Annotated in this window: 24 protein-coding genes and 1 pseudogene; 17 read left to right on the top strand and 8 right to left on the bottom strand. The window is 41.2% G+C overall.

The window, feature by feature from the left end; all coding sequences use genetic code 11:
- Positions 1–52 precede the first annotated feature (52 nt).
- The 6 genes from NST31_RS10155 to NST31_RS10130 all read left to right on the top strand — a co-directional run bounded on the left by NST31_RS10155 (position 53) and on the right by NST31_RS10130 (position 8,903).
- Positions 53–3,064 carry a tape measure protein gene (locus NST31_RS10155; protein ID WP_339165364.1) on the top strand — a complete coding sequence of 1,004 codons (3,012 nt, stop codon included), beginning with the start codon at positions 53–55 and terminating at the stop codon, positions 3,062–3,064.
- Positions 3,061–3,993: a phage tail domain-containing protein gene (locus tag NST31_RS10150; protein WP_339165363.1), complete on the top strand. Its 933-nt coding sequence runs from the start codon at positions 3,061–3,063 to the stop codon at positions 3,991–3,993. Before NST31_RS10155 ends, NST31_RS10150 begins: the two co-directional genes overlap by 4 nt.
- Positions 3,994–4,055: 62 nt before the next feature.
- On the top strand, positions 4,056–5,522 hold the full coding sequence (locus NST31_RS10145; protein ID WP_339165362.1) for a serine hydrolase: 1,467 nt from the start codon (positions 4,056–4,058) through the stop codon (positions 5,520–5,522).
- A gap of 12 nt (positions 5,523–5,534) precedes the next feature.
- Positions 5,535–7,532 (top strand): phage tail protein, encoded by a 1,998-nt coding sequence (locus tag NST31_RS10140; protein WP_339165360.1) that lies wholly within the window; start codon positions 5,535–5,537, stop codon positions 7,530–7,532.
- A 42-nt stretch (positions 7,533–7,574) separates the two neighbouring features.
- Entirely contained in the window at positions 7,575–7,964 is a 390-nt protein-coding gene (locus NST31_RS10135) for a phage holin family protein (RefSeq protein ID WP_339165358.1), read from the top strand.
- Between the two features lie 48 nt (positions 7,965–8,012).
- The gene (locus tag NST31_RS10130) at positions 8,013–8,903 is read left to right on the top strand and encodes an N-acetylmuramoyl-L-alanine amidase (RefSeq protein ID WP_339165356.1); all 891 of its coding nucleotides are present in this window, start codon (positions 8,013–8,015) and stop codon (positions 8,901–8,903) included.
- Between the two features lie 155 nt (positions 8,904–9,058).
- Here NST31_RS10130 and NST31_RS10125 read toward each other — a convergent pair whose 3' ends face one another.
- On the bottom strand, positions 9,059–9,256 hold the full coding sequence (locus NST31_RS10125; RefSeq protein ID WP_339165355.1) for a helix-turn-helix transcriptional regulator: 198 nt from the start codon (positions 9,254–9,256) through the stop codon (positions 9,059–9,061).
- A gap of 144 nt (positions 9,257–9,400) precedes the next feature.
- Between NST31_RS10125 and NST31_RS10120 the strand changes: the two genes are divergently transcribed.
- The 5 genes from NST31_RS10120 to NST31_RS10100 all read left to right on the top strand — a co-directional run bounded on the left by NST31_RS10120 (position 9,401) and on the right by NST31_RS10100 (position 12,091).
- A complete protein-coding gene (locus NST31_RS10120) occupies positions 9,401–9,799 on the top strand; it encodes a hypothetical protein (protein ID WP_339165354.1) in 399 nt (132 codons plus the stop codon).
- A 55-nt stretch (positions 9,800–9,854) separates the two neighbouring features.
- Positions 9,855–10,145, top strand: a complete 291-nt coding sequence (locus NST31_RS10115; protein ID WP_339165352.1) for a hypothetical protein — start codon at positions 9,855–9,857, stop codon at positions 10,143–10,145.
- Positions 10,146–10,245: 100 nt separating this feature from the next.
- Positions 10,246–10,632, top strand: coding sequence for a hypothetical protein (locus tag NST31_RS10110; protein ID WP_339165351.1), 387 nt, complete (start codon positions 10,246–10,248; stop codon positions 10,630–10,632).
- Positions 10,633–10,637: 5 nt separating this feature from the next.
- Complete coding sequence (locus NST31_RS10105) at positions 10,638–11,150, top strand: hypothetical protein (protein ID WP_339165350.1); 513 nt, start codon at positions 10,638–10,640, stop codon at positions 11,148–11,150.
- Positions 11,147–12,091, top strand: coding sequence for a site-specific integrase (locus tag NST31_RS10100; protein ID WP_339165349.1), 945 nt, complete (start codon positions 11,147–11,149; stop codon positions 12,089–12,091). Before NST31_RS10105 ends, NST31_RS10100 begins: the two co-directional genes overlap by 4 nt.
- Positions 12,092–12,127: 36 nt before the next feature.
- On the opposite strand, the gene NST31_RS10095 is transcribed toward NST31_RS10100, so the two are convergent.
- From NST31_RS10095 to NST31_RS10075, 5 genes are all read right to left on the bottom strand, one after another.
- Positions 12,128–12,430: an STAS-like domain-containing protein gene (locus tag NST31_RS10095; protein WP_339165348.1), complete on the bottom strand. Its 303-nt coding sequence runs from the start codon at positions 12,428–12,430 to the stop codon at positions 12,128–12,130.
- Positions 12,424–13,317 carry an ATP-binding protein gene (locus NST31_RS10090; protein ID WP_339165347.1) on the bottom strand — a complete coding sequence of 298 codons (894 nt, stop codon included), beginning with the start codon at positions 13,315–13,317 and terminating at the stop codon, positions 12,424–12,426. Before NST31_RS10090 ends, NST31_RS10095 begins: the two co-directional genes overlap by 7 nt.
- A gap of 120 nt (positions 13,318–13,437) precedes the next feature.
- Entirely contained in the window at positions 13,438–13,641 is a 204-nt protein-coding gene (locus NST31_RS10085; protein ID WP_339165519.1) for a hypothetical protein, read from the bottom strand.
- A gap of 21 nt (positions 13,642–13,662) precedes the next feature.
- Positions 13,663–13,983: a toxin-antitoxin system HicB family antitoxin gene (locus NST31_RS10080; RefSeq protein ID WP_253191977.1), complete on the bottom strand. Its 321-nt coding sequence runs from the start codon at positions 13,981–13,983 to the stop codon at positions 13,663–13,665.
- Positions 13,984–14,058: 75 nt separating this feature from the next.
- Positions 14,059–14,283: a type II toxin-antitoxin system HicA family toxin gene (locus tag NST31_RS10075; RefSeq protein WP_077114133.1), complete on the bottom strand. Its 225-nt coding sequence runs from the start codon at positions 14,281–14,283 to the stop codon at positions 14,059–14,061.
- A 357-nt stretch (positions 14,284–14,640) separates the two neighbouring features.
- Here NST31_RS10075 and NST31_RS10070 point away from each other — a divergent pair, with 357 nt between their 5' ends.
- From NST31_RS10070 to NST31_RS10055, 4 genes and pseudogenes are all read left to right on the top strand, one after another.
- Positions 14,641–14,976: a YolD-like family protein gene (locus NST31_RS10070; protein ID WP_339165345.1), complete on the top strand. Its 336-nt coding sequence runs from the start codon at positions 14,641–14,643 to the stop codon at positions 14,974–14,976.
- Positions 14,977–14,997: 21 nt separating this feature from the next.
- Positions 14,998–15,276, top strand: coding sequence for a YolD-like family protein (locus NST31_RS10065; protein WP_339165344.1), 279 nt, complete (start codon positions 14,998–15,000; stop codon positions 15,274–15,276).
- Between the two features lie 150 nt (positions 15,277–15,426).
- Positions 15,427–15,492 (top strand): annotated as a pseudogene (gene rpsI, locus NST31_RS10060) (30S ribosomal protein S9); the annotation flags it as partial.
- A 230-nt stretch (positions 15,493–15,722) separates the two neighbouring features.
- Positions 15,723–16,877 carry an ISL3 family transposase gene (locus tag NST31_RS10055; protein WP_253191846.1) on the top strand — a complete coding sequence of 385 codons (1,155 nt, stop codon included), beginning with the start codon at positions 15,723–15,725 and terminating at the stop codon, positions 16,875–16,877.
- Positions 16,878–17,290: 413 nt separating this feature from the next.
- On the opposite strand, the gene NST31_RS10050 is transcribed toward NST31_RS10055, so the two are convergent.
- Positions 17,291–17,761, bottom strand: coding sequence for a YueC family protein (locus NST31_RS10050; protein ID WP_339165343.1), 471 nt, complete (start codon positions 17,759–17,761; stop codon positions 17,291–17,293).
- Positions 17,751–20,885, bottom strand: a complete 3,135-nt coding sequence (gene esaA, locus NST31_RS10045; RefSeq protein WP_339165341.1) for a type VII secretion protein EsaA — start codon at positions 20,883–20,885, stop codon at positions 17,751–17,753. Before esaA ends, NST31_RS10050 begins: the two co-directional genes overlap by 11 nt.
- A gap of 430 nt (positions 20,886–21,315) precedes the next feature.
- On the opposite strand from esaA, the gene NST31_RS10040 reads away from it, so the two are divergent.
- Both NST31_RS10040 and NST31_RS10035 read left to right on the top strand, forming a co-directional pair.
- Positions 21,316–21,606, top strand: a complete 291-nt coding sequence (locus NST31_RS10040) for a WXG100 family type VII secretion target (RefSeq protein ID WP_077111584.1) — start codon at positions 21,316–21,318, stop codon at positions 21,604–21,606.
- A gap of 76 nt (positions 21,607–21,682) precedes the next feature.
- Complete coding sequence (locus tag NST31_RS10035) at positions 21,683–21,922, top strand: EsaB/YukD family protein (protein ID WP_018709244.1); 240 nt, start codon at positions 21,683–21,685, stop codon at positions 21,920–21,922.

The raw sequence follows: 21,922 nt of genomic DNA, 5'->3' as shown, positions 1-21,922 counted from the left end.
AATAAGATGTTCTTTTTTTGTTGCCAAAATATTGCGGAAAGGAGGTTGAATTATGGCTGAATCGCACGTCGTAGAGGCGGTATTAAAAGCTTCCGGAGCTGACGATTTCGCTAAAGCATTCAAAGAATCGCAAAAGGCTGTAGAAAACGTGAAGGAAAAGATAAATAACTTTACTGTCGGGAAGTTAGTAACAGCTGCCGGAATCACCGCCGCACTTTCCAAAGGCTTCGATATGGTCAGAGATTCTGTTGGCAGAGCTTTTGGGCGTATCGACACTATGGAGCAGTTTGAGCGAGTTATGACTACTATGACAGGTTCTTCTGAAAAGGCGAAATCTGTCTTAGATCAAGTCAATGAAACGGTATCAGGAACGGCATATGGCCTTGATGTTGGAGCGAAAGCTGTCCAAGGGTTTGTGACATCAAACATGGAAGTGGACAAGGCCACCCAAACATTTGGTGCATGGGCAGACGCAGTTGCTTTTTATGGTGACGGTACAAACGATACGTTAGGGCGAGTAACTGATGCACTCTCAAAAGCAACTGCCACTGGGAAAATTCAGATGGATACCATGAACCAGCTGGCAGAAGCCGGGATTCCTGTCATGCAGATTTACGCTGATGCTACAGGAAAATCGGTGGAAGAAGTGGCTGACATGATGTCCAAAGGAAAGATTAGTGCAGAAGAATTCCACGATGTCATGAACGATGCGCTTCTTAACGGCACAAAAAACTTTAAAGGTATTGATGGGGCGGCAAAAGAAGCAGGTGCCTCGTGGACTGGTTCTTTTGACAACATGCGCGCGGCCGTTGCCCGTGGTGTAATTGCCATTATCCAAAACATTGACGAGATGCTTACATCTAACGGTCTTCCTACTATGCGGGAAATGGTAGCCGAGTTCGGGTCAAAGTTTGAGGATGTTCTTAAAAAAGCAGCAGAGTCCATTCCTGTCGTTGTTGAAAAGCTAAAAGAAATCTATGACAAATTAGAGCCGTGGATGCCATTGATTCAAGCTGTTGGAGCAGCGGTTATTGCTATGGTGGCGGCGTGGTCCACGTTTAACACAGCAAAAAATATTATTGATGGAGTTAAGACATCTTTCAAGGCATTAAATAAAGTTATGATGAAAAATCCTTGGATTCTTATTATTGGGGCTGTCATTATGGCGGCGGTCTTAATCTATAAATACTGGGATCCAATCAGTGAATTCTTCAAAAAACTATGGGAAAAAGTGAAGGAAGTCAGCCTAAAAGTATGGGATGTAATAAAAGAAAAGTGGAATACCGCGGTAGAATGGGTCAAAGAAGCGTGGTCGTCTGTGAAAGAGTTTTTTTCGGACCTTTGGGAATCTATCAAAACTACTGCAATTAATATATGGGATTCCGTAATAAACAAATGGAATGGCATTGTAGATACCGTTAAGGAAACTTGGGAATCGGTTAAAACTTTCTTTACGGGTTTATGGGAATCAATAACTTCAGGAGCCACTGACATTTGGGATGGCATTGTCAGTCGTGTGCAAACAGTTTATGACAATATTACTTCCACTTTCGAACCTTTAATTACATTCTTTTCAGATACATGGGAGAGAATAGTTGAAATAGGTACTAATGTTTTCGAAAGGTTAATAGACTTTTTATCCAGCACATGGGAGAACATCAAAGGAATTGCCGAATCTGCCTGGGAGATTATTAAAAACGTAATCCTTGGGCCAATCCTTTTGCTTATCGACTTGGTAACAGGAGATTTCGAAGGTTTCAAGGAAAATCTAAAGGCGATTTGGGATAATATCTCAACTGCGGCTGGCGAGATTTGGGAAAATATCAAAGAAATTATAATCAACTATGCGACCATGGTTTGGGAGAACGCCAAGGAAATATTCTTTGGACTGGTAGAGACAATAACAGGGGCATTCGATTCTGTAAAAGAGACGCTCGGAAATATTTGGGAAAACATCAAAACCAAGATAGATGAGCAGTTATTATCGTGGGAAGAAGCCTTTAACAATGGGATGGATGCCATTTATAACGTCCTAATCATTGCCTGGGAATTCATTGATAATCTTTGGCGAGAGGCCTTAAGCTGGATTCTTGGGGATTCCGTTAACAACTTCGAGGAAATAAAGCACGCCATAGAGGATGCTATGGAAGCTGTTTGGAACATTATTGATGTCGTATGGACATTCATAAGCGAGACTTTCTCCAATGCCGTAGGGTTTATTATGGCTTTGATTCGTGGGGATTTTTCAACAATGAAAGATTTCATTGACCAACAAATGTCCCTTACAAAAGAAACTCTTGGAGTTATTTGGGAGAACATTAAGATCATCTTTAAGAAAGTTTTGATTGCTGTATGGGAAATCGTTAAAGAAAAATTTGCACAGGTCAAACAGTGGGCAATCGACAAGATCAATGAAATGAAGGATAAGACGGGACAAGCGTGGGAACTCGCTAAAAATATCGCAAAAGAAAAACTCATCAATATGTGGAATGATGTTAAACAAAAGTTTGACGACATCAAGAACTCGGCCAAAGAGAAAATGGAGAAAGCTAAGCAGAACATTGAGGACGCGTGGAACAAAGCCAAAGCATTTTTAGAGAACATTGATCTTGTGAAAATTGGAAAAGATGCTATTCAAGGTTTCATCAATGGTATCAAGTCGAAAATAGAAGATGTAAAAGCAGCGGCAAAAGACGCAGCAGACGCAGTTACCGGAAAAATAAAAAGCATATTAAAAATTGCATCTCCATCCAAGTTGCTTAAGCGCATGGGAAGCTGGACAGGAGAAGGGTTTGTTGGCGGTATCTTAAGTATGGTCAAATATGTGGCCAAAGCCGCAGACCAACTGGCACTTGCGGCAATCCCAGATATTGAGCCTATTGATATCGGAGGGCAAGTGGCAAGTATAAACAAAACGGCGAGTGCGCAGATGCAGAATAATGTAACAAGCGAACTGAGCGTTTTTAGGCAGCCGATTATTGTAAACATCTATGACAACAAAGAAGCTGTAAGAGCTTATGTCAACGAGCATAACGCGATTGATGCACAGATAAGGAGGTTTTGACGATTGACATTCAAATAAAGAAAGAAAACGGAGAGTCTTTCACTTTTGAGCAATACGGAATTATAGTGAAGGACTTTATTGTGTCGTCAATCCCTCTTGACCCTGTGTATGCAAAGCCAGAGGGATCCGACAGGCGTGTTGATTACGGAGCGACATATGATGCCAGAACTATAAAAGTTCCGTTTGTAGCCAGGGCACATGATTTACATGATTATCCCTTATTAAGAGATTTTTTATTTGAAAAGATAAACGACAAGGAGCCTTTCTACATCCAAGAAATGCGCCGGGCCAAGAAGCTTGCGTATGCCTTTGTAGACACGAACGAAGCACCGAGGATGCAGGAAAGTACTGAAAACAAACTGATAGGCGGTAAACGCTATTTGGTGCGGTTACAGAATACATTTGACCTGGAACAAATGGAGTTAGACGGTGAAGGGGAGTTGATTTTCGAAACCACTGCGCTCCCTTTCGCCGAGTCCATCGGCACAACTCAGGACATACAACGTGATGGCATCAGCGCTGACTCTGGATTGTGGGGGTTCGGCATGGGGCTTGAGTCGGTAGAAGAGACATTGATTTACACGCATAATGCAATTGCCGGCAACACTTTCCGGATTTTTAATGCTGGTAACGTGCCTATCCATCCGTTTGAGCAGGACTTGAAAATAACGATTAGTAATGTGGTCGGCAGCACAGAGTTATTCCAATTGGTGAATTTGACTAATGGCAGCCGATCAAGGATCGATGTACCACTCAAAAATACGGACAAAGTAATTTATGACGGACCAAACGTGACACGGAATAGTCTAGCGTTTTTAAGAGACACTCGGAAAAATTTTATTGAGTTGTCGCCAGGCTGGAACTTATTCCAAATCTACAACTGTAACAGTGCTACGATTGCATTCGATTTTCCTTTTTATTACCAATAGAGAAGATTGTGGGAGGGAGATAGCTACCTCTCTTTTTTGTATGTCAAAAGGAGCGAGAAAAAATGGCAATAAAATTAATTAGCGTTTTATGGGATAGGGAAACTAGAAATAATATTAATGATAACTTCCGGGAGTTGTTTGACCTGGGAGAAAAAGTAGAAGATGAAATTAAACGGAATTTGCCTGATTATATCCCTGATGGGGCAATCACAACTGAAAAGACAAGTTTCATCAAGGCAGGAAAAAATCTATTTAATCAACATGATACAGTCAGTGGCCGGGTTAGTGTGACCGGTGAAATCATCGACGATGGAGTTAATGTTACTGCAGATTATGAATTGATCAAACAGGGGCAAACATATATAACGAATAACCCGATCTATACGGCACAGTATGATAAAGATAAAAGTTTCATTAGATTTTTATACGTTGCTAAAGGAGATACGCTGAAAACGGAAAATAACGCAGTATATATCCGAATTTCAGTCAATCGGACGTTAGCCAGTGGATTACAGGTTGAAGAAGGTAATGCATTAACGCCTTATGAACCATATATGAAAACGCTGGTCGGAATTGACATTAAGGATGTAAGTGAAGCTAAAACAAGTGATGCAAAAGGTAAGCATTTTACAAACATTAAAGCACGTTTTGAGGAAATAGAAAGAGACGTTGCAGATATCCGCCCACCTGATAGTAATGTTGTTTCTGATGAAGTTGCAGAACAAGTCTTCATTGCCGAGATGAATAAAAAGGCAGCTCGATTAGGGTGTGATAACCCAAATTTTAAGAACTCAAGCGGGTTATCAGCTGCGGGCCAATTGACAAGCCCGAAGGATATGACATTGATTACTCGACATGCTGCAGGGATTGCGGAGTTAACCAAAGTTTGGGGAACTAAAAATTATGAGGTTGCCATTAAAGGATCCAGTGCACGAACTATTAATATTACTTCGTCAGTGCAAGATGCTGCATTTGAACAAAGCTATACGATTTTAGGTGGAAAAACTGGAACTTTAGGTGTGGTCCACAATTTATGTCTAGTCGTACAGCATAAGCAAAAAGGCCATGTATTAGCGGGTACAATATTAAAGGCAGACGGTGATCGATGGATCGCAATGAAACAGTTATTCGATGAAGCGATAAAAATTATAGAAAATAACGGAAGCGCAAGTCCTACCATTGACGCAGTAGGGGCTTGTGCTATTTTATTGCCTGCGAATCCTTTATTGCATACAGGGACCCCATTAAATGAGCTTTTTCTTAAAGGAAATACAGAGAGACAATCTCCTGCAAGTACGACGAAAATCTTAACAAGTTTGGTTTTAATCGAAAGTGTTCCCGATTTAAACGAATCGTTCAGCTTTAAAGCCAGTGACAAGGTTGAAGATTCGCTTGTTTTTAATGAGGGTGATCGCATTACATTTAAAGATGCTTTGTACCTCATGATGTTGCATTCACATAATACAACAGCCAAAGCGGTTGCACGCGCTGTAGGACAGCGGATTGTGAAAGCAAGAGGTTATGCGTAAAGGAGTGATGTCGTGTATCTTATCGACTTAAACAACCGGCATTATGTCACTCAAATGACTTATCAGATTGAGGAAGATTTAAACGGAAATAAGGTATTTTCTGCGGTCATTAAACCCACTAAACCCAATCTTGTATTTTTGGAAAACCTTGAAAAAATGTGGACGTTAGTAGACGATGACGAGAACTTTTACAAAGTCGTCTTTGTTAAAAAGCAAGGGGAAGGGAAACTGTTATCCGCAGAGATCAGAGCCATTCCATCATTTTACGATGACTTTGACAATGACCGGGTATATGAGGAATATAATCGATCGCTCACAGCGAAAGTTGCATTTGACATCATCTTTGCTGGCAGTGGCTATTTTTATCAAATGTCAGGCGACTATTATGCAATAGACTGGGAAGGGTTTGGTGGTGGATCCACGCGCTTAGAAATGTTCCAGGACGCTCTCAACCGGTACGGAGCAGAGTTCACCGTCATGGGACAAACTGTCTTCATAAAGAAGCTAATCGGTGAGGACTTAAACGTCATGTATCGTCACCGGCTCAATGCCTCAAATATCGTACAAGAGACTGACGCAACGAGCTTTTGGACATATGCCAAAGGATACGGTGATTACGAGGGTGACAAAGAAGCAGGAGATTGGAAAGATGCTAAACTTATTCGAGAATACACTTCTCCCATTGCAAATATCCCTGGTATTGGCAAGCGACATGCCCCGCCTATAAAGGATGGACGGGTTAAAATCGCCTCTGTGATGGATGCCAATTTAAAAAGGCTAGTGGATGAATCACTGAAAATCAGCGTGACCGCTGACATACACGATCTAACCAAGCAAAAATACCCTATCGCCCAGACAAATGTTGGTGACAGGGTATTTCTCATCGATGAACGCATTTCATTAAATGAAGAGGTTCGTGTCGTCAATAAATCAGTAGTTAGGGACTGGCGCGGAAATATACTTGATATTCGGTTGACGTTTGGATCACAGGATATTGTCAAACGGCATCAGGCGAGTCTTTCCAATGCGGCAAAGGCAGTAAATGAGCTTTTCAGCGGCAGAAAGAAACTGCCTTTAAATGCGTTAGCTAGCGAGGTTGCCAACGTAACCAAAGCCATTTTATCTGCCCAAACGGAACTTGATTTTACAAATGGCATCATTGCCCGGGATCCTGACAACCCTAACCTGGTCGTTATGCTTACAAGCGCCGGGCTAGGCGTGTCACAGGATGGTGGTAAGACATTCCGCAACGCTATTACTGGTCGAGGCATACTAGCAGAGCATATTCTTGCTGGGACGATAACAGCAGGTGGCAATAAGCGAATCGATATTTCTGATGGTTCAATTTGGTCTTATTTTGGAAATAAATTGACGATGAATTTTGGTCAATATTCATTAGATTTTTACCATACAGATGAGAGTCTGATCGGAAGTTTCGGTCGTGGAACTATTCCCATGAGCAATGGATCAACCTATGCCCGGGGACTTAATTTGCTTGTTGCCAACTCATTTTTTGACATCATTCATTTACGGAATGATGTCCGTAATTTCGCATTCAGAACAGCAGCTTTTAATATAGACAACAACTATACAGCCGTTGCTGGTCCACAGGCATGGGCGGGTAAAAGTTTTTTGGGATTATACACGGATGCCGAGTTATGGAAAAATAATCGCCGTACAGACCAGGCTTGTATGGTTTTTGAGCAGACGCCGACAGAGCACAACACCCACCTGTTTTTTGGCGGCAGAAGTGAAACGGGCGCACGAAAGGCTGGAACATTTGGAGTCATCTATAATGATAGCGAAGACACAAGCCAATTGATCGCTCAGGCCCAGAAGGACAGATGGTGGGTAAGGCAACTGCAAGCAGGCGAAAAGGCATATGTATCGAGCACATCAAACTCCGCCAGATTTGGCGTTAGTGATAATACTTACATAACCATTAATGATAATGGTTATGTCTTTTTTGTTGTCAATGGCGTGGTAAAGCATACATTTAGTCCCGATTAGGGCTTTTATTTTGCTTAAATATTAAATAGAAGGGTGAGTTAGATGGACATGATTCAGTGGTTGTCTAGTTTCTTAGAGTCAGATAATACGAAATTAATTTATATCCTCGCATTGATTATGGGGGCAAACATTATTGATTTTATGGTTGGATGGTTAAATGCAAAACTGAATCCAGCAATTAAATTTTCAAGCTCAAAAGCAATTTTCGGTATAGCACGGAAGTTGCTTTTATTTGTTCTGCTTGTTTACACAATTCCTGTTGCATTACTGATGCCGGAACCACTTGGGATTAGCGCATTATATGTGCTGTACATTGGATATTTAGCAAGTGAAATTAATTCAGTCCTAAATCATTTCAAGCTGGCAGAGGATGATAAGACAGTGGATCCATTTGTTGATTTCTTTAAAAAGATATTTAGCAAACAAAGATGAGTGACGCATAAGCGTTGCTCTTTTTTATTTTACAAGGAGGAATTTAACATGGTAGCAATCAAACAACAATTGGCATCACAAAACGTCATCAACAATCGAACTTTCGGCGCAGGCAATCCGTGTAACTTTATTACAATACATGAGACGGCTAACGAGAGTACGGGAGCCAATGCCCAAAGTCATGCAAACTTGCAGTCTAAACTTAACCCTCGTCAAGCAAGCTGGCATTATCAGGTTGACGAAAAAGGGGTTATTCAATCCTTTCCTGATAATATAAAATGTTGGGCCGGAGGAGATGGGAAAGGTCCAGGGAACACTCAGTCGATTCATATAGAGATATGTGTAAACAAAGATGGAGATTTTAATAAGGCTGTCAAAAACGCCGCAGAGTTGGTCAAGGTGTTAATGGCTCGTCACAAAATCCCTATAAGCAATGTCGTACAGCATAACAGATGGAGCGGGAAAGACTGCCCTCGATACTTGCGGAATGGCAAAAAGGGGATCAATTGGGGCAACTTTATTGCAATGGTTAAAGGTGCAAGTGCAGCCAAACCTGTAGCATCAAAGCCCGCCAGCAAGCCATCCAGCGGCTACACCGGTAGCAGTATCGTTGACTACCTGAAAAGCATTGGTGTGGATTCCAGCTATGCTAACCGGGCTAAATTGGCCGCACAATATGGTATCAGCGGCTATCAAGGCACTGCCGCCCAAAATACGCAGCTACTCAACAAAATGAGAGCAGGCAAACCCGCCGCGGCCAAGCCCGTAACCGCCAAAAAAGGCAATCAAAAGACAGGTAGCATTGTCGATTATCTCAAGTCGATCGGCGTTGACTCATCTTTTGCTAACCGGAAAAAGCTTGCGGCCAAATATGGTATTAAAAACTATACCGGTACCGGATCGCAAAATTCACTGTTGCTGAAGAAGATGCGCGGATAAATAAAGAGGGCTTGTCCAGCCCTCTTGAATGTGCTATATTCTATTTACGGTCACGTCCGCAATGGACGTGTGGATTGAAATATATGTTAAAATATACTGTATTTTACGAAGCCCCTGCTTATTTAGCGGGGGTTTTTGCTGTTTACGTTCTTCTCTCATTTTTTTCTCTCTACAACCTCATGGACTTCACAGTCCAGAGCCTCACAGATGCGGTCTATCACTTCAAGGGAAACATATTCATCTTTCCATAATTTCGCTGCGGTTCCGGACGAAATTCCGACATCCTTGATAAAATCCATCCTCTTTATATCTCTCTCAGCAAGTAATACCCTTAATGGTTTAAACGTTAGCATCTTTATCACCTCATTAATATCGTACACCTTGATAAAATAATTTTCAATATCTCGAAAAAAATTTCGAAAAAGTATTGTGTTTATTTTTATTATCATGTACAATATATTCAAGAAGTCAAAAATACTTTCAAAAAGGTGATTAAAATGAAAAGCGTTATGAAACTGGCTTGGTCCATCGCTAAAAAAGGAGCAAAAAAGTTTGGTGGCAGTCCGGTTGAATACCTTTCAGAGTCTTTAAAGATGGCTTGGAAGTTCAAAGGTAAAAATGTTAAGCGCCCAGTTAAAAAGACTCGCTTGACACTAAAGGTTGAAAAAGGTTATTTCCGTAAATCTTGGGTTGCTCGCATCAATGGTTCAGATGCCACATACAAGTATGAGCGAGCTTTTGTAAAGGCTGAAAGCCAATCGAATGATGAAATCAACTTCGATCTTGCGAACGGTGTTTACGAGGTTTGCGACGCCGGAAACCGCTACTTCATCCAAGTAAAAAGTAGCAAGGTCGAGCGCATTAACGAGCAAGATGTAATGGCGGTAGTTGCTTAAGGTATCACCGACAAATGTCGTTGATATAAATAAAAAAATTGAAAGGATGATAGAAATGGAAAAAGTGAGATTGCAGTTCATTGAGACGCGTAAGGATGATCCGTTTACTAGGGACACATTCGCAATTGAGGGTTCGGATTTTACTGTAGGTGAGTTTACCTACGTACACGAGGCGGAAGAGTATGATCTTCCCGAGGGTTATTTGGTAGGGGAAACTAAATTCGGCTTAAAAGGGATCTTTGATCCCCAAGGCATGTACTGTGAATTATATGCCGAAGGCAAAACTCCAGCACTTGTATCATCGCAAGGAATTAAATATCTAAAAAAGGCCCACCCGGCAGAGTAGGACCTTTTGGTGAGACGGAGTAAGCGGCTCCGGTCTCACCTCCTAATATAACATAATTCGCTGCGGCCACACAAAGGTGGCGGGCATAGGAGGAAATGAAATGTTTGTAATACACAACCAATTTCTAGCAGTATGTGAGATTGATTTTAATGAGGTTGATTTATATAAGATCGGCAAGCACACGTATGTGCTAAAAGCTCCTAATTTGACGGAGCGACAAGGCATCGTATTCAAATTTCAACGCGGACGCATCCCGGCTCCCGGTGATGTTATACATGTCACGCAATTGGCTGACGACGAGTCTCGTGTTGACTTTGACCGTCAGATTGTGGTCATCCAGCGTAAACATGCAGACTACGTACTAAAAGATAGCTCTAATCATTTGCGCTTAGATATGGATGATAACGGATATGTTGTCGGATTCGCCGTCCGACACGAAGGCGATAACGAAAAAACAATACTTAATCAACACAGCTTGGAGTGGTGATTGTTATGGCCATAAATATCTATGATTACTACATTACATTTGAGGATTATGCTCGCGCCGAGGAATACGGCGTGAGCCGGTCACTCTTGTGCGAGCGTGTCCGGCGTTTATGTTGGGACAAAGAGAGAGCTATCACAACGCCACCAAAGCCCAAGAAATCAAAAATACCGCAAGAGATACGTGATCTTGCGGAACAAAACGGCATCACCTTTCCGCTGTTAAGTCAGCGGATACGAAATGGTTGGGAGCCGAAAAAGGCGGCAACCACGCCTAAAATGAATGTGCAAGAGGCTAGGAGGGCAAGCCTGGCCAAAAATAAAAATAACGACCCGTATTTACAAATGGCTCTCGAAAATGGCATTCGCCGTGATACCTATTATTTCAGAGTCAAAAAGGCGGGGTGGTCGCCATGGGAAGCGGCAACAAGACCTGTTATGAGCAAAAGCGAGATAGCGCAAATGGTCAACTCCCGTTGTGAGCATCCTTGGACACTCGATAATAAGGTGGTGTTCAAGTGATCCACTTAGTGGACGACTTTTTAGAATGGATCATTTCAGAGGGGTTGCTTCCGAGCAACCTTCCTTATTTCCGTTCTCGTTTTTACGAGTTTGCTGACTTTTGCGAGACACATAATATTACCGTTGATTGTCTCAACGTTGAGGTCAGCCGATTGTATATGGCGAATCTGGCACAGCGCCCCAACAAACAAAAGGAGGGGCAGAGGCTGTCAACAAGCACAAGAGCAAAGCATTATGACTTTTTAATTCACCTGGGAAATTTCTTAGGTGAAAAAGGCCTTATTGATGACCCCGACATTACAAAAGGGATACGCCGCCCGGTTCCACGCCACACAACAATACAGAGTTTCACTCCGGAGCAGTTGCAAGCAATTTTTGATGCAATCCGTAATGTACGTGCGACACCACAATACAAAGAGCGTTTTGTTTTGTTGCTCTATACATTAGTCAGCACAGGTCTGCGTATCAGTGAGGCGTTGGAGCTGCAACCTATCAGTTTTGACTTCGAGCGGCGCAGGTTGCTCGTGATCGGCAAAGGGAATAAAGAGCGGGAGGTTCCTTTCTCGTTCGATTTCTCAAAAACGGTACAAGATTATATCACCAAATACGAGATTGATAGGACTGAATACATTTTTGCTTCTCGTTATGGTCGGCCGCTGTCTCCGTCTTCGGTGCGGGACGCGCTGCGAAAAGTAAAAAATTCACTAGGGACTAAACACGGCATTGATCGTATGAGAGTTAGTCCTCATACGTTTCGGCATACATTTGCCAGGCTGTGGGTAGCCAAAGGGGGCAATACCATTGCGTTGAGTCGCATACTCGGGCACACCAGCACACAGATGACTGACAAATATGTCCGTCTATGGGGAGTGGATCTTAATCAAGCTTATGACTTGTGCGATCCGTGTTCCGACATAACAGTGCCTAAATTTGATCAATAAAAAGAAAAGCCCGCGATTATTGCGGGCTCTATTCATTTAAACCGGTATTAAGTTTTTTCTTCTACTAACTTCAAACATAAAACGATTTCTAATCATATCGTTAATTTGCTTAGTCGAATCAACAAACCTTAGTAATCGTTTGATGTCATCAAAGTTAAAGTCATTGAGCAACTCAATAAAAGCAGTGTTAACAAACGAAGAGGTAACACCGTCAATGTTTTTAAAAGAAATTGTTACTACAACATTGTTTTGTAAATGATGGCGCAAAATGTCTTGAATAACTTTCCCGTCTTCGTTGGAGTAACAGCGTCCTACATGGTCACAAATATTTATTACCATTTGAACTCCTCCTCAAAATCAGTAATATTTTCGATAAAATCGGTCCTAAGAATAACCTCAATAAAAGTTCCGGGATAAAAACCTCGTTCTAAGGTAGCTTGCTTTTCAACACCATCATTCCCCTTAATACAGCTTACTATACCATAATTTGAATGAATATGAATAGCGCCTTTATTATTATTTACCACATTTTCAATCAAAGTATGTAAGCCTGCTCCTAAATTTCTTGGAGAAGTTTTTGATGTAACGCCTTCTTCGGATGCTTTTTCAATTGCTAAATGATCTTGAAGGGAAGGATAAATACGACGAATATTATCTGGTATGCCCATTCCAAAGTCTGATATTGCGATTTTAATTTGGTTTTTATTTGGGTAATGTTGCGCAAAGATGCATCCAATGTTTTCCTGGGCGTGATCTTTAATATTATTGAAAATTTCCCCGAAGCACGTTCTAATAGTAGTCAAGGTGTTTGGAGGTATGGATAGTTGATTTGACAACCAAAAAGTGAAATCATTTTCTAACCATTGTGTGCTATCACTATACGCTACCAGTTTTAAGGGAATAGTGGTCGGACGTACACCAGGATAACTGGTAATTGACTTTCCAATGTATTGTTTAAAGAACATTGAATCGTCCAGAAACTGTATAGGCGAGTTTTTCCCCTTGTTTATGTTTGTAGGATAAATTACTTTAGACCTTACACCTTGTTTGCGTAGCCATTCAAATAAATTACTTAAAATTGTTATTCCCGCAGGCTCAATAAAAGATAAATCACAGAAATTAAAGCGAATCTCACGAGCTTTGGGATGCAAGTCATTGTCTATTACTTCGTTTAAAAGCCTATACATAGAATGACGGGTAAATCTTGGTGGTAAAACAACTTCCATTTTTATATTGTCCCCCTAAATATTCTGTTATTTTATGTGCCATATAGCCTATTCTACAAATGGTCCATTTTTCCCTTCTTATTTATTTTTTAAAAAACAAGCCCGGCGCTGGCCGGGCTTTCACTTAAACAGCTTCTTTATTAACTTAAATATATCAAATGTAGTACGCTGGTAAGCTTTATTATAGACGTACCGTTTAGGATTCCTTATCCACCCATACCCACGCGGCATCTTAAGCCCGGCACGATGGACGACCTGTCTTTTGATACTCGTCCGGGCGCTGATACGCTTTTTAAGGCTGGGTTTACGGGGGCCGATTTTAATTTTCATTTTTTAAAAACTCCTCTACTGACTAAGTTTATACAGCATGTATTGATTTAGACTAACGCCTTCATGCTCCGCTAACATGGCCAGTTTTTGATGCAAGGATTTTGGCATGCGAAGATTGATTTTCCCACTGTAATCCTCACGTGGTTCTGGAACGGGATCGCCGTGTTCCAGTTTTGTTTCAAGCCATCCCTCCATAGCCTCACGGGCATTTTTGTATGCTTCTTCAGCGGTATCTCCGTGGCTGTGGCAGCCATCTAATTCCAGCACATCGGCAAAATAATACTGGCCGCTGCCATCGTTAATCTTTTTAATAACGATTGAATAAGGTAACTCCATGTAATAACTAACATCTTTTTTTACCATTTTAAACAGGCGAGGAGTTGTCTATAATAGATGGTAGGAAAGGGGAACCTACTCCCCAATCCTTTTTAAAACATCTTCCACATAAACCGCCTTAACCGGATTGTGCTTAGGTATCGTGATGACGTCTCCGTACTCGTTTCGGAAATGATGGTGTGAGCCTCTAATTCTCACCATTATGTATCCGTTAGATTCAAGGACTTTGACGATCTCATTAAACCTTATTCCGTTAGGGCGGTTTCTCATCTTTTCGATGAGCTTTTCAACCCTCGCCATTTGTTCCCTCCTTCCATTATTATAGTATCATATATGGTACTATTAAGCAAGCATTTTATGGTGTTTTTCGTAAAAATTTCCTGTTGAATTAAGAACGGGTGTTCTTATATAATAAATACAAACTAACGTTCGGGGTGAGAATATGAAAAACTTGTTAAAGCGTGCAGCGGGATCAGGACAAAAACTTGAAATGATCTACATAAACAACAATAATCAATTGTCTCAACGCATGATAAAAGTGATTTCTTTATCTGATTCCGCAGTCAAAGCCTACTGCTATCACAAGAGACAATTCCGCACGTTTAACATGGCCAACATATTATCTGTAGCCCCGGTTAGACAAAGGAGGGGAGCGTGATGGATATTAAAGATCGCGGTAATATCAAGTGGCAGGGGTTTATGATGCCAGAACAAGTCCAGATGCTTAAAGAGCTTGAAATTGATATGGAACGCGTAAAAAAGCCCCAACTGGATGAACAGGGATGGGAGCAGATCAATGAAGTGTTACATACGGCGATTGAATATCGGTTGCCAATTGTGTTTACACTTTGGATCGATGGATTTTTCGAGGAAGTGGAGGGAATCCTTCATTATATTAATGAAGTTAAGAAGATGGTCCACGTTGTGGATATATACGAAAATGTTCAAATGGTTAAGTTTGATTCAATTGTCGGTGTCGAGTTTTCAAATTAAAAATTATGGAGGTTGATAATCATGTCATTGGCAGTACCAAAACCACCAAAAACTACAAAAAAGTCATCGTCAAGTGGTCCAAAGCTTACAGAGTTTGATTTAATCGAAATCGGAGAAAAGATCGAAGATGCCATCGAATATGGAACTACGGTCACGATCACTACTTACAGAAACAAAAGATTTGAAAAATTCACTGGTGTAATCAAGTCGGGGAATCCTAATACAAGGATGCTCACCATGGACATTGGAGAGATAGACGACATTAAAATAAGCGTGAATATCATCGTCGATGTGAAATGACGAAACCCCTCTGAGGTGAGGGGTTTTATATTGACCACAAATTGACCATATAAATTATATCAACACATATAAAATGATGTATTTAATTTTACGAGTATGACCTTGAAAATACACTTGATATAAAAATATACTATCTAATATAAACATGCAATGAAAGAACGTAAAAAATACGGTCTTAAAGCTGCTCGTCGTGCACCGCAATTCTCAAAACGTTAAAACCCATGGCCTTCTTGGATGTCGATTCCAAGAAGGCTTTTTCATTAAAAAGGCTCTATACTAAATGTTGGGGTTTCCACATAATTTGCACATAAAAATATACACGCAAACATCCAATTCTTTTATACTTGAATTGCCTAGAAACAAGAAAAGATTGGAGTTGCGTGCAAGTGAATTTTACCATAAAAATCCCCGGCCTTGAAGATGTATGGATCACAAAAGTGGAGAAAATGGAAGATCGTATTGCGCTTCATGTAGAAATGGCTGTCAAGGTACATAAGTGTCCCAGCTGTGGGGAAAGGACTAAGAAAATTCATGATTACCGGATCCAAAAGATCAAACATTTAAAGTGGTTTGAACGGTTGACGTACCTCTTCTACAAAAAGCGCCGCTATGCCTGTTCGTGCGGGAAGAGATTTGCGGAGGACAATCCTTTTGTTCATCGATATCAACGGCTTTCTATCGAGTGGAATCAGGCAGTATCCGTTCGGATCGTGCAAGCGAAGACATTTAAGGAAACTGCCCAGCAGTTTGGTGTCTCCGTATCAACTGTCATGCGCAGGTTTGATCGTTTGGCCGTAAAGGAAATGACAGAGGTTCAAGAACTGCCCAGGGTGATCGCCATCGATGAGTACAAGGGAGATACAAAGGAAGGAAAATATCAATTGATTATTGCTGACGGGGAGACAAAGGAACCGATTGATATCTTGCCAAACCGAAAAAAGAAGACCATCAAGGATTATCTCCAAAAACATGGAACCAATGTGGAAGTGGTCATTATGGATATGAGCCCTTCTTTTAAAGCAGCTGTCCGAAAGGCGTTGGGGAAGCCAGTTATTGTAGCAGATCGTTTTCATTTTTGCCGTTATATTTATTGGGCTCTTGACGGGGTCAGAAGAAGAATCCAGTCTGATTGGAATGATTATGATCGGAAGAAATGTAAAAGGATGCGCTATGTGTTTTACAAAGACAGTGCAAAGCTGACCGAAGAGGATCGCTGGTATTTGGACAGGTACCTTGGGATGGACGAAGAGCTTCGCAGGGCTTACGAGTTGAAAGAGTCCTACTGCTGTTGGTTTAAGCAAGCCAAGGAAAATGGACAGGCTAAGATCCAAGAAACCAAGCAAGGATTAATGGATTTTTATAGGAAGGTAGAACAAGAGGGCATCCCTGAATTTGTGAAGGCTATCCGTACATTCAAGAACTGGCAGACAGAGGTACTAAACAGCTTTTTATTTGATTACTCAAATGGTTTTTTGGAGGGAATTAATAACCTGACGAAAGTCATGAAGAGGAACGCCTTTGGATTTAGGAACTTCCTAAGGGCAAGGGCAAGAATACTTCTTTTACATAAGTATAAAAAAATTGGAAGTCATGTTGGGTAGGTGAGATTCCATCTCACTTCACCCCAACATTTGACATAGAACCATTAAAAAAAGGTACAAAAAATGGAGAGTGACTGGAATTATTTTAATTACATTCTCTACCGTATTTTTTGGGGATCACTAAGCTATTGACGTCGCTCTCAAGAAGTACTCCTAATGCACCTATTCTTATCCCAGTAAACAGAAAGCGATCTTTGCTTTCCGAGGAAGCTGAAGAGACCTGAGGAAAGCGAAATATTTTGACGTAGCGATGGTAGGGATTTTTTTAACAAAAATAATGGCTGGGACATAACCCTGTAAAAATGAGTAAACCGCGGGAAATCAAGTTTGAAAACCTTGATTTCCCGCGGTTTTATTCTCACGATTATTACGAATATCAATCAGCTTTTAACTTATGTCCCAGTCTCATGATTTTACTGCTCCATTTGATTAAACCCTTTAGGCAAGATATACACAAACAGCGTTAAAAAGAGTGCTATTACAACACCTCCCAGTGCCCAAGGGAGCCAAGCAACGGATGAATTATCATTGTTCGGTGTCTGTTGCGGCAAAGGGTTTTCTGTATCAAACAGTCCAATATGACTTGCAATCGTTTCAGTGGTGAATTTATCTTCTCCTGTGAAGGAGAGGGTACGAATCATTTTATCGTATTCTTGTTCTCGTGGTTGATCGAATTGTAACTTACGCACTTCTTCAGGTACACGCACCGGCTCTTGTGCCTCTTCTGAAGTGTGATCTTTTCGTAGATTGGACCGGATTTCATGCTCTTGATACTCGGCGGGATCCGTACGTGTAGGTTCTTTCGCCCCAAAAGAGAGGGGAGAAAATCCTGTAAGAAGCACTACTACTACACCACAACAAACAGTCAAACGTTTAAATTTCATATTCCTCTTCCTCTGCTGAATGACGTAATTGTTGATTTTTGTAAATGTGTTTAGCCACTATTATTGCGATTGAAAAGCAGGTAATGGCGAATAGTACCGTGGCACCTGGTACGAATAGTTTTTGTTCTTGATGTTGAATAGATATGAATAGTTCAGCTATCGGGTTACTGGAACGAAAGTTTGGCATCGCCATATCAAGGAGCGGAGTGGTAAATAGGAAAATGATTAAAACGCTCCCGAGTGCTCCTATCCATGGTCCGATTATGAGTATTAAGCACATTAATCCTGATGTAGCCAGGACAAGCAATACCGTAATAATGGACCATTGAATGGCTTGTGCCTCCGACATTTTATAGATATTGAGTCCGTATATGCTAATAATTAATCCAAGAGCAACCGATAAAATGACATATAGTGATAGATGCACAAGGATAGGCAAATTCCCATAATGGTGAGCCAAATATCCAATCAGTAGGCTGACAAGCAAGATAATCACAAGCATGACAACTGGTGGCGTAAACGGTTCGGCAGGTTCTACCACTTGTTCTCCAGCAACGTTGACAGGGTTGGACAAGTGTTTGTATACGTAGTCGTTGTAATAGCCATCGTTAATCGCATTATGAAGAATATCATTCATATTGTCATGTACAAGTTTTGTTGTATCCACACTCTTTTTCCATCGGTTATTTAGATCATCAGATTTGCTTTGGACACTTGAGACTTGGCCAAACATTTCTTCTGTTGACCCAATCAAACCGTCTTGGTGCTTGCTAAGAGAGGATACGACATCGCCAAGTTGTTCGACCTCCATTAAAGACGCTTGATGACTCATCTGCACAAGGTGGCCATTAAGGCCTTCGATTGGCCCAGCTTCAATTTCGATTGGTTTGCGGTTACTCTTTATTTGCTCTACAGCGTTGCCCGCATGTACATGTGTTTCATTAACCAATGATAAAATAAGCTGTTGTTCCTCTTTGATTTCATCACTTAGGTCGGCGAGCACGGTATTCGTATCTTCAAGGAGAGTATCCATTTCGGTACGTGCGTCTGTAGAGAATTTCTGGAATTGTTTAATATCCTCGGTTAAGAACATGAAGGATGTCACGTTTTCTTGTGATCCAAGGATTTGTTCCCTTAACTCTCCCATACGAGCAAATTGCTTAATCGCCGCATCTGCATGTTCCCGATTTAAAGTACTGCTAGAACTATAGTTTCGCATGGTCAGTTCAAGCTCAGAAAGTAATCCGTAATAGTCCATCAATAAGCCAGGGTCACGATTTTGAATTGGATCACTAAAACGGGGCGCAAATTCACTTGCTGGTTCGGATGATAAAATCAGCTTTTCGCGCTCCTGAATTTTGTCTATCAGTGAGCTCGGTAGCGCCTCTGTTCTTTCTTCTAATTGATCTAGGTAGCGCTGCAGTTTTTCTAAGTAGTCGACATAACTGGATACGAGATCGTGGTTGTTTTTGATGTTTGTCTTTTGGCTGTTCAATTCATTTTCTAGCTGCTCAATAATCGCCATTGCTTCTTCCCAGATCGTATACGGGGAACGTTCATCTTGAGGCGTATCTGGTTGCGGTGGTTCTCCTGGTTGTTCCGGTTGTTCTTCTGAATCTCTTTTATTGTCTAGGTCATTATCTTCTGATTTCCCTAAAGTGTCTTCTTGGCCGAGATCGTTGTCCGATTCACTCGGTGATCCTGGTTCAGTATCTGGTGTTGGATCAGGTTGTTCTTCTGACTTCCCCATCGTGTTTTCTTGTTCGAGATCGTTGTTTTGTTCACCCGATGATCCCGGTTTAGTGTCTGGCTCCGGATCGGGTATTGGATTAGGCTCAGGCTTCTCTTTTTCCGGTTCAAGCTTGGTAAGCAATTCTTTTATGGTTTTGGCTTGCTCCTGGATCTCGTCAAGTGTACTTGGTGTCAGCCCCTTCAAATCATCTTGTGGTGCACCTGGCCGCTGTTGCTCATCGGGAGTTTTTTGAGTCAGGTTCTTACGTATGACGAGAGTGGATTCCATTGTAGATAAAAAGGCATTCAAAGCGTCTTGCTGATTGTAATTTCTAATGACATCCCTGTGTGATTGCGGCAGAAGGTCAATCTCTCGATGTAATGCCTGAAAAGAGGTGTTCATATTCGTTTCAAAGCCTTGCATTTGTTGATCGAGAGTACCTACTCCAGCACGAATCGCTTGCAAATAGTCGTATACGTTGTTTCCTTCATTTTCTAATCGCGGCTGAAAGGGTTCTTGGCCTTCTCTGATCCGTCTCTCACCATCTTCTAATAATGAGTTGAACTCTGCGGATGCTTCATTTATCAGCTGTTCATTTTCAAGATCGATTAATTGTAAGGAATCTACTACATCTGCTTGATAAGCTAGGTACGTGTCGATATTGTTCGTGAGCGTTTCAAAAGCTTTTTCTGCTTCTGTAAGACTGCTTTGTGAATTTCCTGCAATACCCGCCGCCTCTTTCGAGTGGGAAAATAGCTGTCTTAAGCGCTCACGCTGGCGATCAATTTCCTCCCCAAGTTCTTGTGAGCTGGGAGCGTAAAACGAATACATTTCATTTAAGAAATCGATCTCTTTGTCCAGTATTTCACCAAAGTTCGTTTGAACTTCGTTAATTTCTTCACTTACATAACGCCAATACATGGCTGTGACTTGCCCGTTCAGCTTTTGTTGGGCAGCTTCGAGCTCTTTTTGGACACGTTCTTGGTTTTTCGCGTTTAGGTGGGGTGATATCTCAAAGCGAATGTTAGTGATTCTCGGTACTTCCTCTTTAAATGACATAATGTCGCGTGAAAACGAGGAAGGAATATAAATGACAGCATCGTATTCTTTGTTTTCTAGCCCTGTTTGTGCGGCGCTCCGGCTGACAACAGGCCATTCGTACTCAGATTCACCGCTTTCAATCGTTAAAATCGAGTCTTGTCCTAACGTGACGAGATTATCTTTTGCTTGAAGAAAACCATCATCTTCGTTAACAATTGCGATTTGTGCTGTCGTGTTTTTTGGACGAAACGTTGGTTCGGGCCCAATGTAATTAAAAAAGCCGATGGGGATCGAAGCGATGATTAGAATGGCGATGAATAGGCTGATGACACTGTTTTTCTTGCTTCTCACAGTCTATTAAATCCTCCTTCTTTCAATGATTATCCATACGTGTCACGATTTACTTATTATCGTATCAGAAACAATGATTGATAAAAACATAATTTTGTGTAAAGTATAAATAAATGGAAAAATTATGTTTGATCATTAACGATAACATAAGACTTTTGGGGAACACATCAACCAGATTGGGGAAAGATGAAGACACAAGAGAGATAAGTTACGGTATTACACCTTCAACTATCATTAACTTCCCGTTTCAGTCTTCGAAAAAGATTGTACTTCCACAAAGCGGGTTTCTAAGGTAGTTAGTGCTTGAGGAAGAAGAGATACAAACAGGATGATTGTAAAATATATCCAAAAAGGTTGACATCATAATAATTTCACTCTTACAATAATTATGTATTAAAGAAAAATCATAATTTTCAGGAGGAGATTTTTCATGGCACAAATTCGTATGACACCTGATGAATTACGCACGGAGGCAAATGAGACCCGTGCAGATGCAGCATCGTACCAAGAGTTACTGCAAAGAGGAGATGCACGTATTATGAAGTTGGGCTCTACTTGGGAAGGGGAGGCATTCCAAGGATTTGCTGAACAGTGGCAAGACAAACGGAGGCACGTAGAAGAGCTCATCCAGTTGTACGAAGAGCTTGGAGCACAAACGGATGATATTGCGAACGTTGTGGAAACAACAGACCAAGAAATCCGTAGCCGCATTGGATACTAAATCATTTTACGGAGCGCAATCGCGATTCATGTTATTGTGGATTGTGATTGCTTTTTCTCTGGGAAGAGGTGTTTTTGTGTACATAAAAGTAACAGTTGATTTGCGTAATTATTTAGAAAAGGAGATAGATTTGCGTTTATCCGACCAATACACTGTGCGCAAGTTCATCGACATTGTGTGGGAAATTGAAAAGCTGAACCAACAGCGACGAGAGGGGGATTATATCCGGATTGAAAATAAAGCGCGGATACTTGGAGGAGATCAGATCTTGGCAGACCATGGTGTCACAAATGGTGATCGTTTAGTGATACTGTGA

The sequence above is a fragment of the Siminovitchia sp. FSL W7-1587 genome (genome assembly GCF_037963795.1).
GTDB lineage: Bacteria > Bacillota > Bacilli > Bacillales > Bacillaceae_C > Siminovitchia > Siminovitchia thermophila.
The sequence above is the reverse complement of the archived record's forward strand: the minus strand, read 5'-3'. Positions and strand labels throughout refer to the sequence as shown.

Bases quoted from the DNA above. Each gene is read 5' to 3' on its own strand.
- NST31_RS10155 (WP_339165364.1), top strand. From the start codon at position 53: ATGGCTGAATCGCACGTCGTAGAGGCGGTATTAAAAGCTTCCGGAGCT.
- NST31_RS10145 (WP_339165362.1), top strand. From the start codon at position 4,056: ATGGCAATAAAATTAATTAGCGTTTTATGGGATAGGGAAACTAGAAAT.
- NST31_RS10135 (WP_339165358.1), top strand. From the start codon at position 7,575: ATGGACATGATTCAGTGGTTGTCTAGTTTCTTAGAGTCAGATAATACG.
- NST31_RS10130 (WP_339165356.1), top strand. From the start codon at position 8,013: ATGGTAGCAATCAAACAACAATTGGCATCACAAAACGTCATCAACAAT.
- NST31_RS10125 (WP_339165355.1), bottom strand. From the start codon at position 9,256: ATGCTAACGTTTAAACCATTAAGGGTATTACTTGCTGAGAGAGATATA.
- NST31_RS10120 (WP_339165354.1), top strand. From the start codon at position 9,401: ATGAAAAGCGTTATGAAACTGGCTTGGTCCATCGCTAAAAAAGGAGCA.
- NST31_RS10115 (WP_339165352.1), top strand. From the start codon at position 9,855: ATGGAAAAAGTGAGATTGCAGTTCATTGAGACGCGTAAGGATGATCCG.
- NST31_RS10110 (WP_339165351.1), top strand. From the start codon at position 10,246: ATGTTTGTAATACACAACCAATTTCTAGCAGTATGTGAGATTGATTTT.
- NST31_RS10105 (WP_339165350.1), top strand. From the start codon at position 10,638: ATGGCCATAAATATCTATGATTACTACATTACATTTGAGGATTATGCT.
- NST31_RS10095 (WP_339165348.1), bottom strand. From the start codon at position 12,430: ATGGTAATAAATATTTGTGACCATGTAGGACGCTGTTACTCCAACGAA.
- NST31_RS10090 (WP_339165347.1), bottom strand. From the start codon at position 13,317: ATGGAAGTTGTTTTACCACCAAGATTTACCCGTCATTCTATGTATAGG.
- NST31_RS10080 (WP_253191977.1), bottom strand. From the start codon at position 13,983: ATGGAGTTACCTTATTCAATCGTTATTAAAAAGATTAACGATGGCAGC.
- NST31_RS10075 (WP_077114133.1), bottom strand. From the start codon at position 14,283: ATGGCGAGGGTTGAAAAGCTCATCGAAAAGATGAGAAACCGCCCTAAC.
- NST31_RS10070 (WP_339165345.1), top strand. From the start codon at position 14,641: ATGGATATTAAAGATCGCGGTAATATCAAGTGGCAGGGGTTTATGATG.
- NST31_RS10065 (WP_339165344.1), top strand. From the start codon at position 14,998: ATGTCATTGGCAGTACCAAAACCACCAAAAACTACAAAAAAGTCATCG.
- NST31_RS10055 (WP_253191846.1), top strand. From the start codon at position 15,723: ATGGAAGATCGTATTGCGCTTCATGTAGAAATGGCTGTCAAGGTACAT.
- NST31_RS10050 (WP_339165343.1), bottom strand. From the start codon at position 17,761: ATGAAATTTAAACGTTTGACTGTTTGTTGTGGTGTAGTAGTAGTGCTT.
- NST31_RS10040 (WP_077111584.1), top strand. From the start codon at position 21,316: ATGGCACAAATTCGTATGACACCTGATGAATTACGCACGGAGGCAAAT.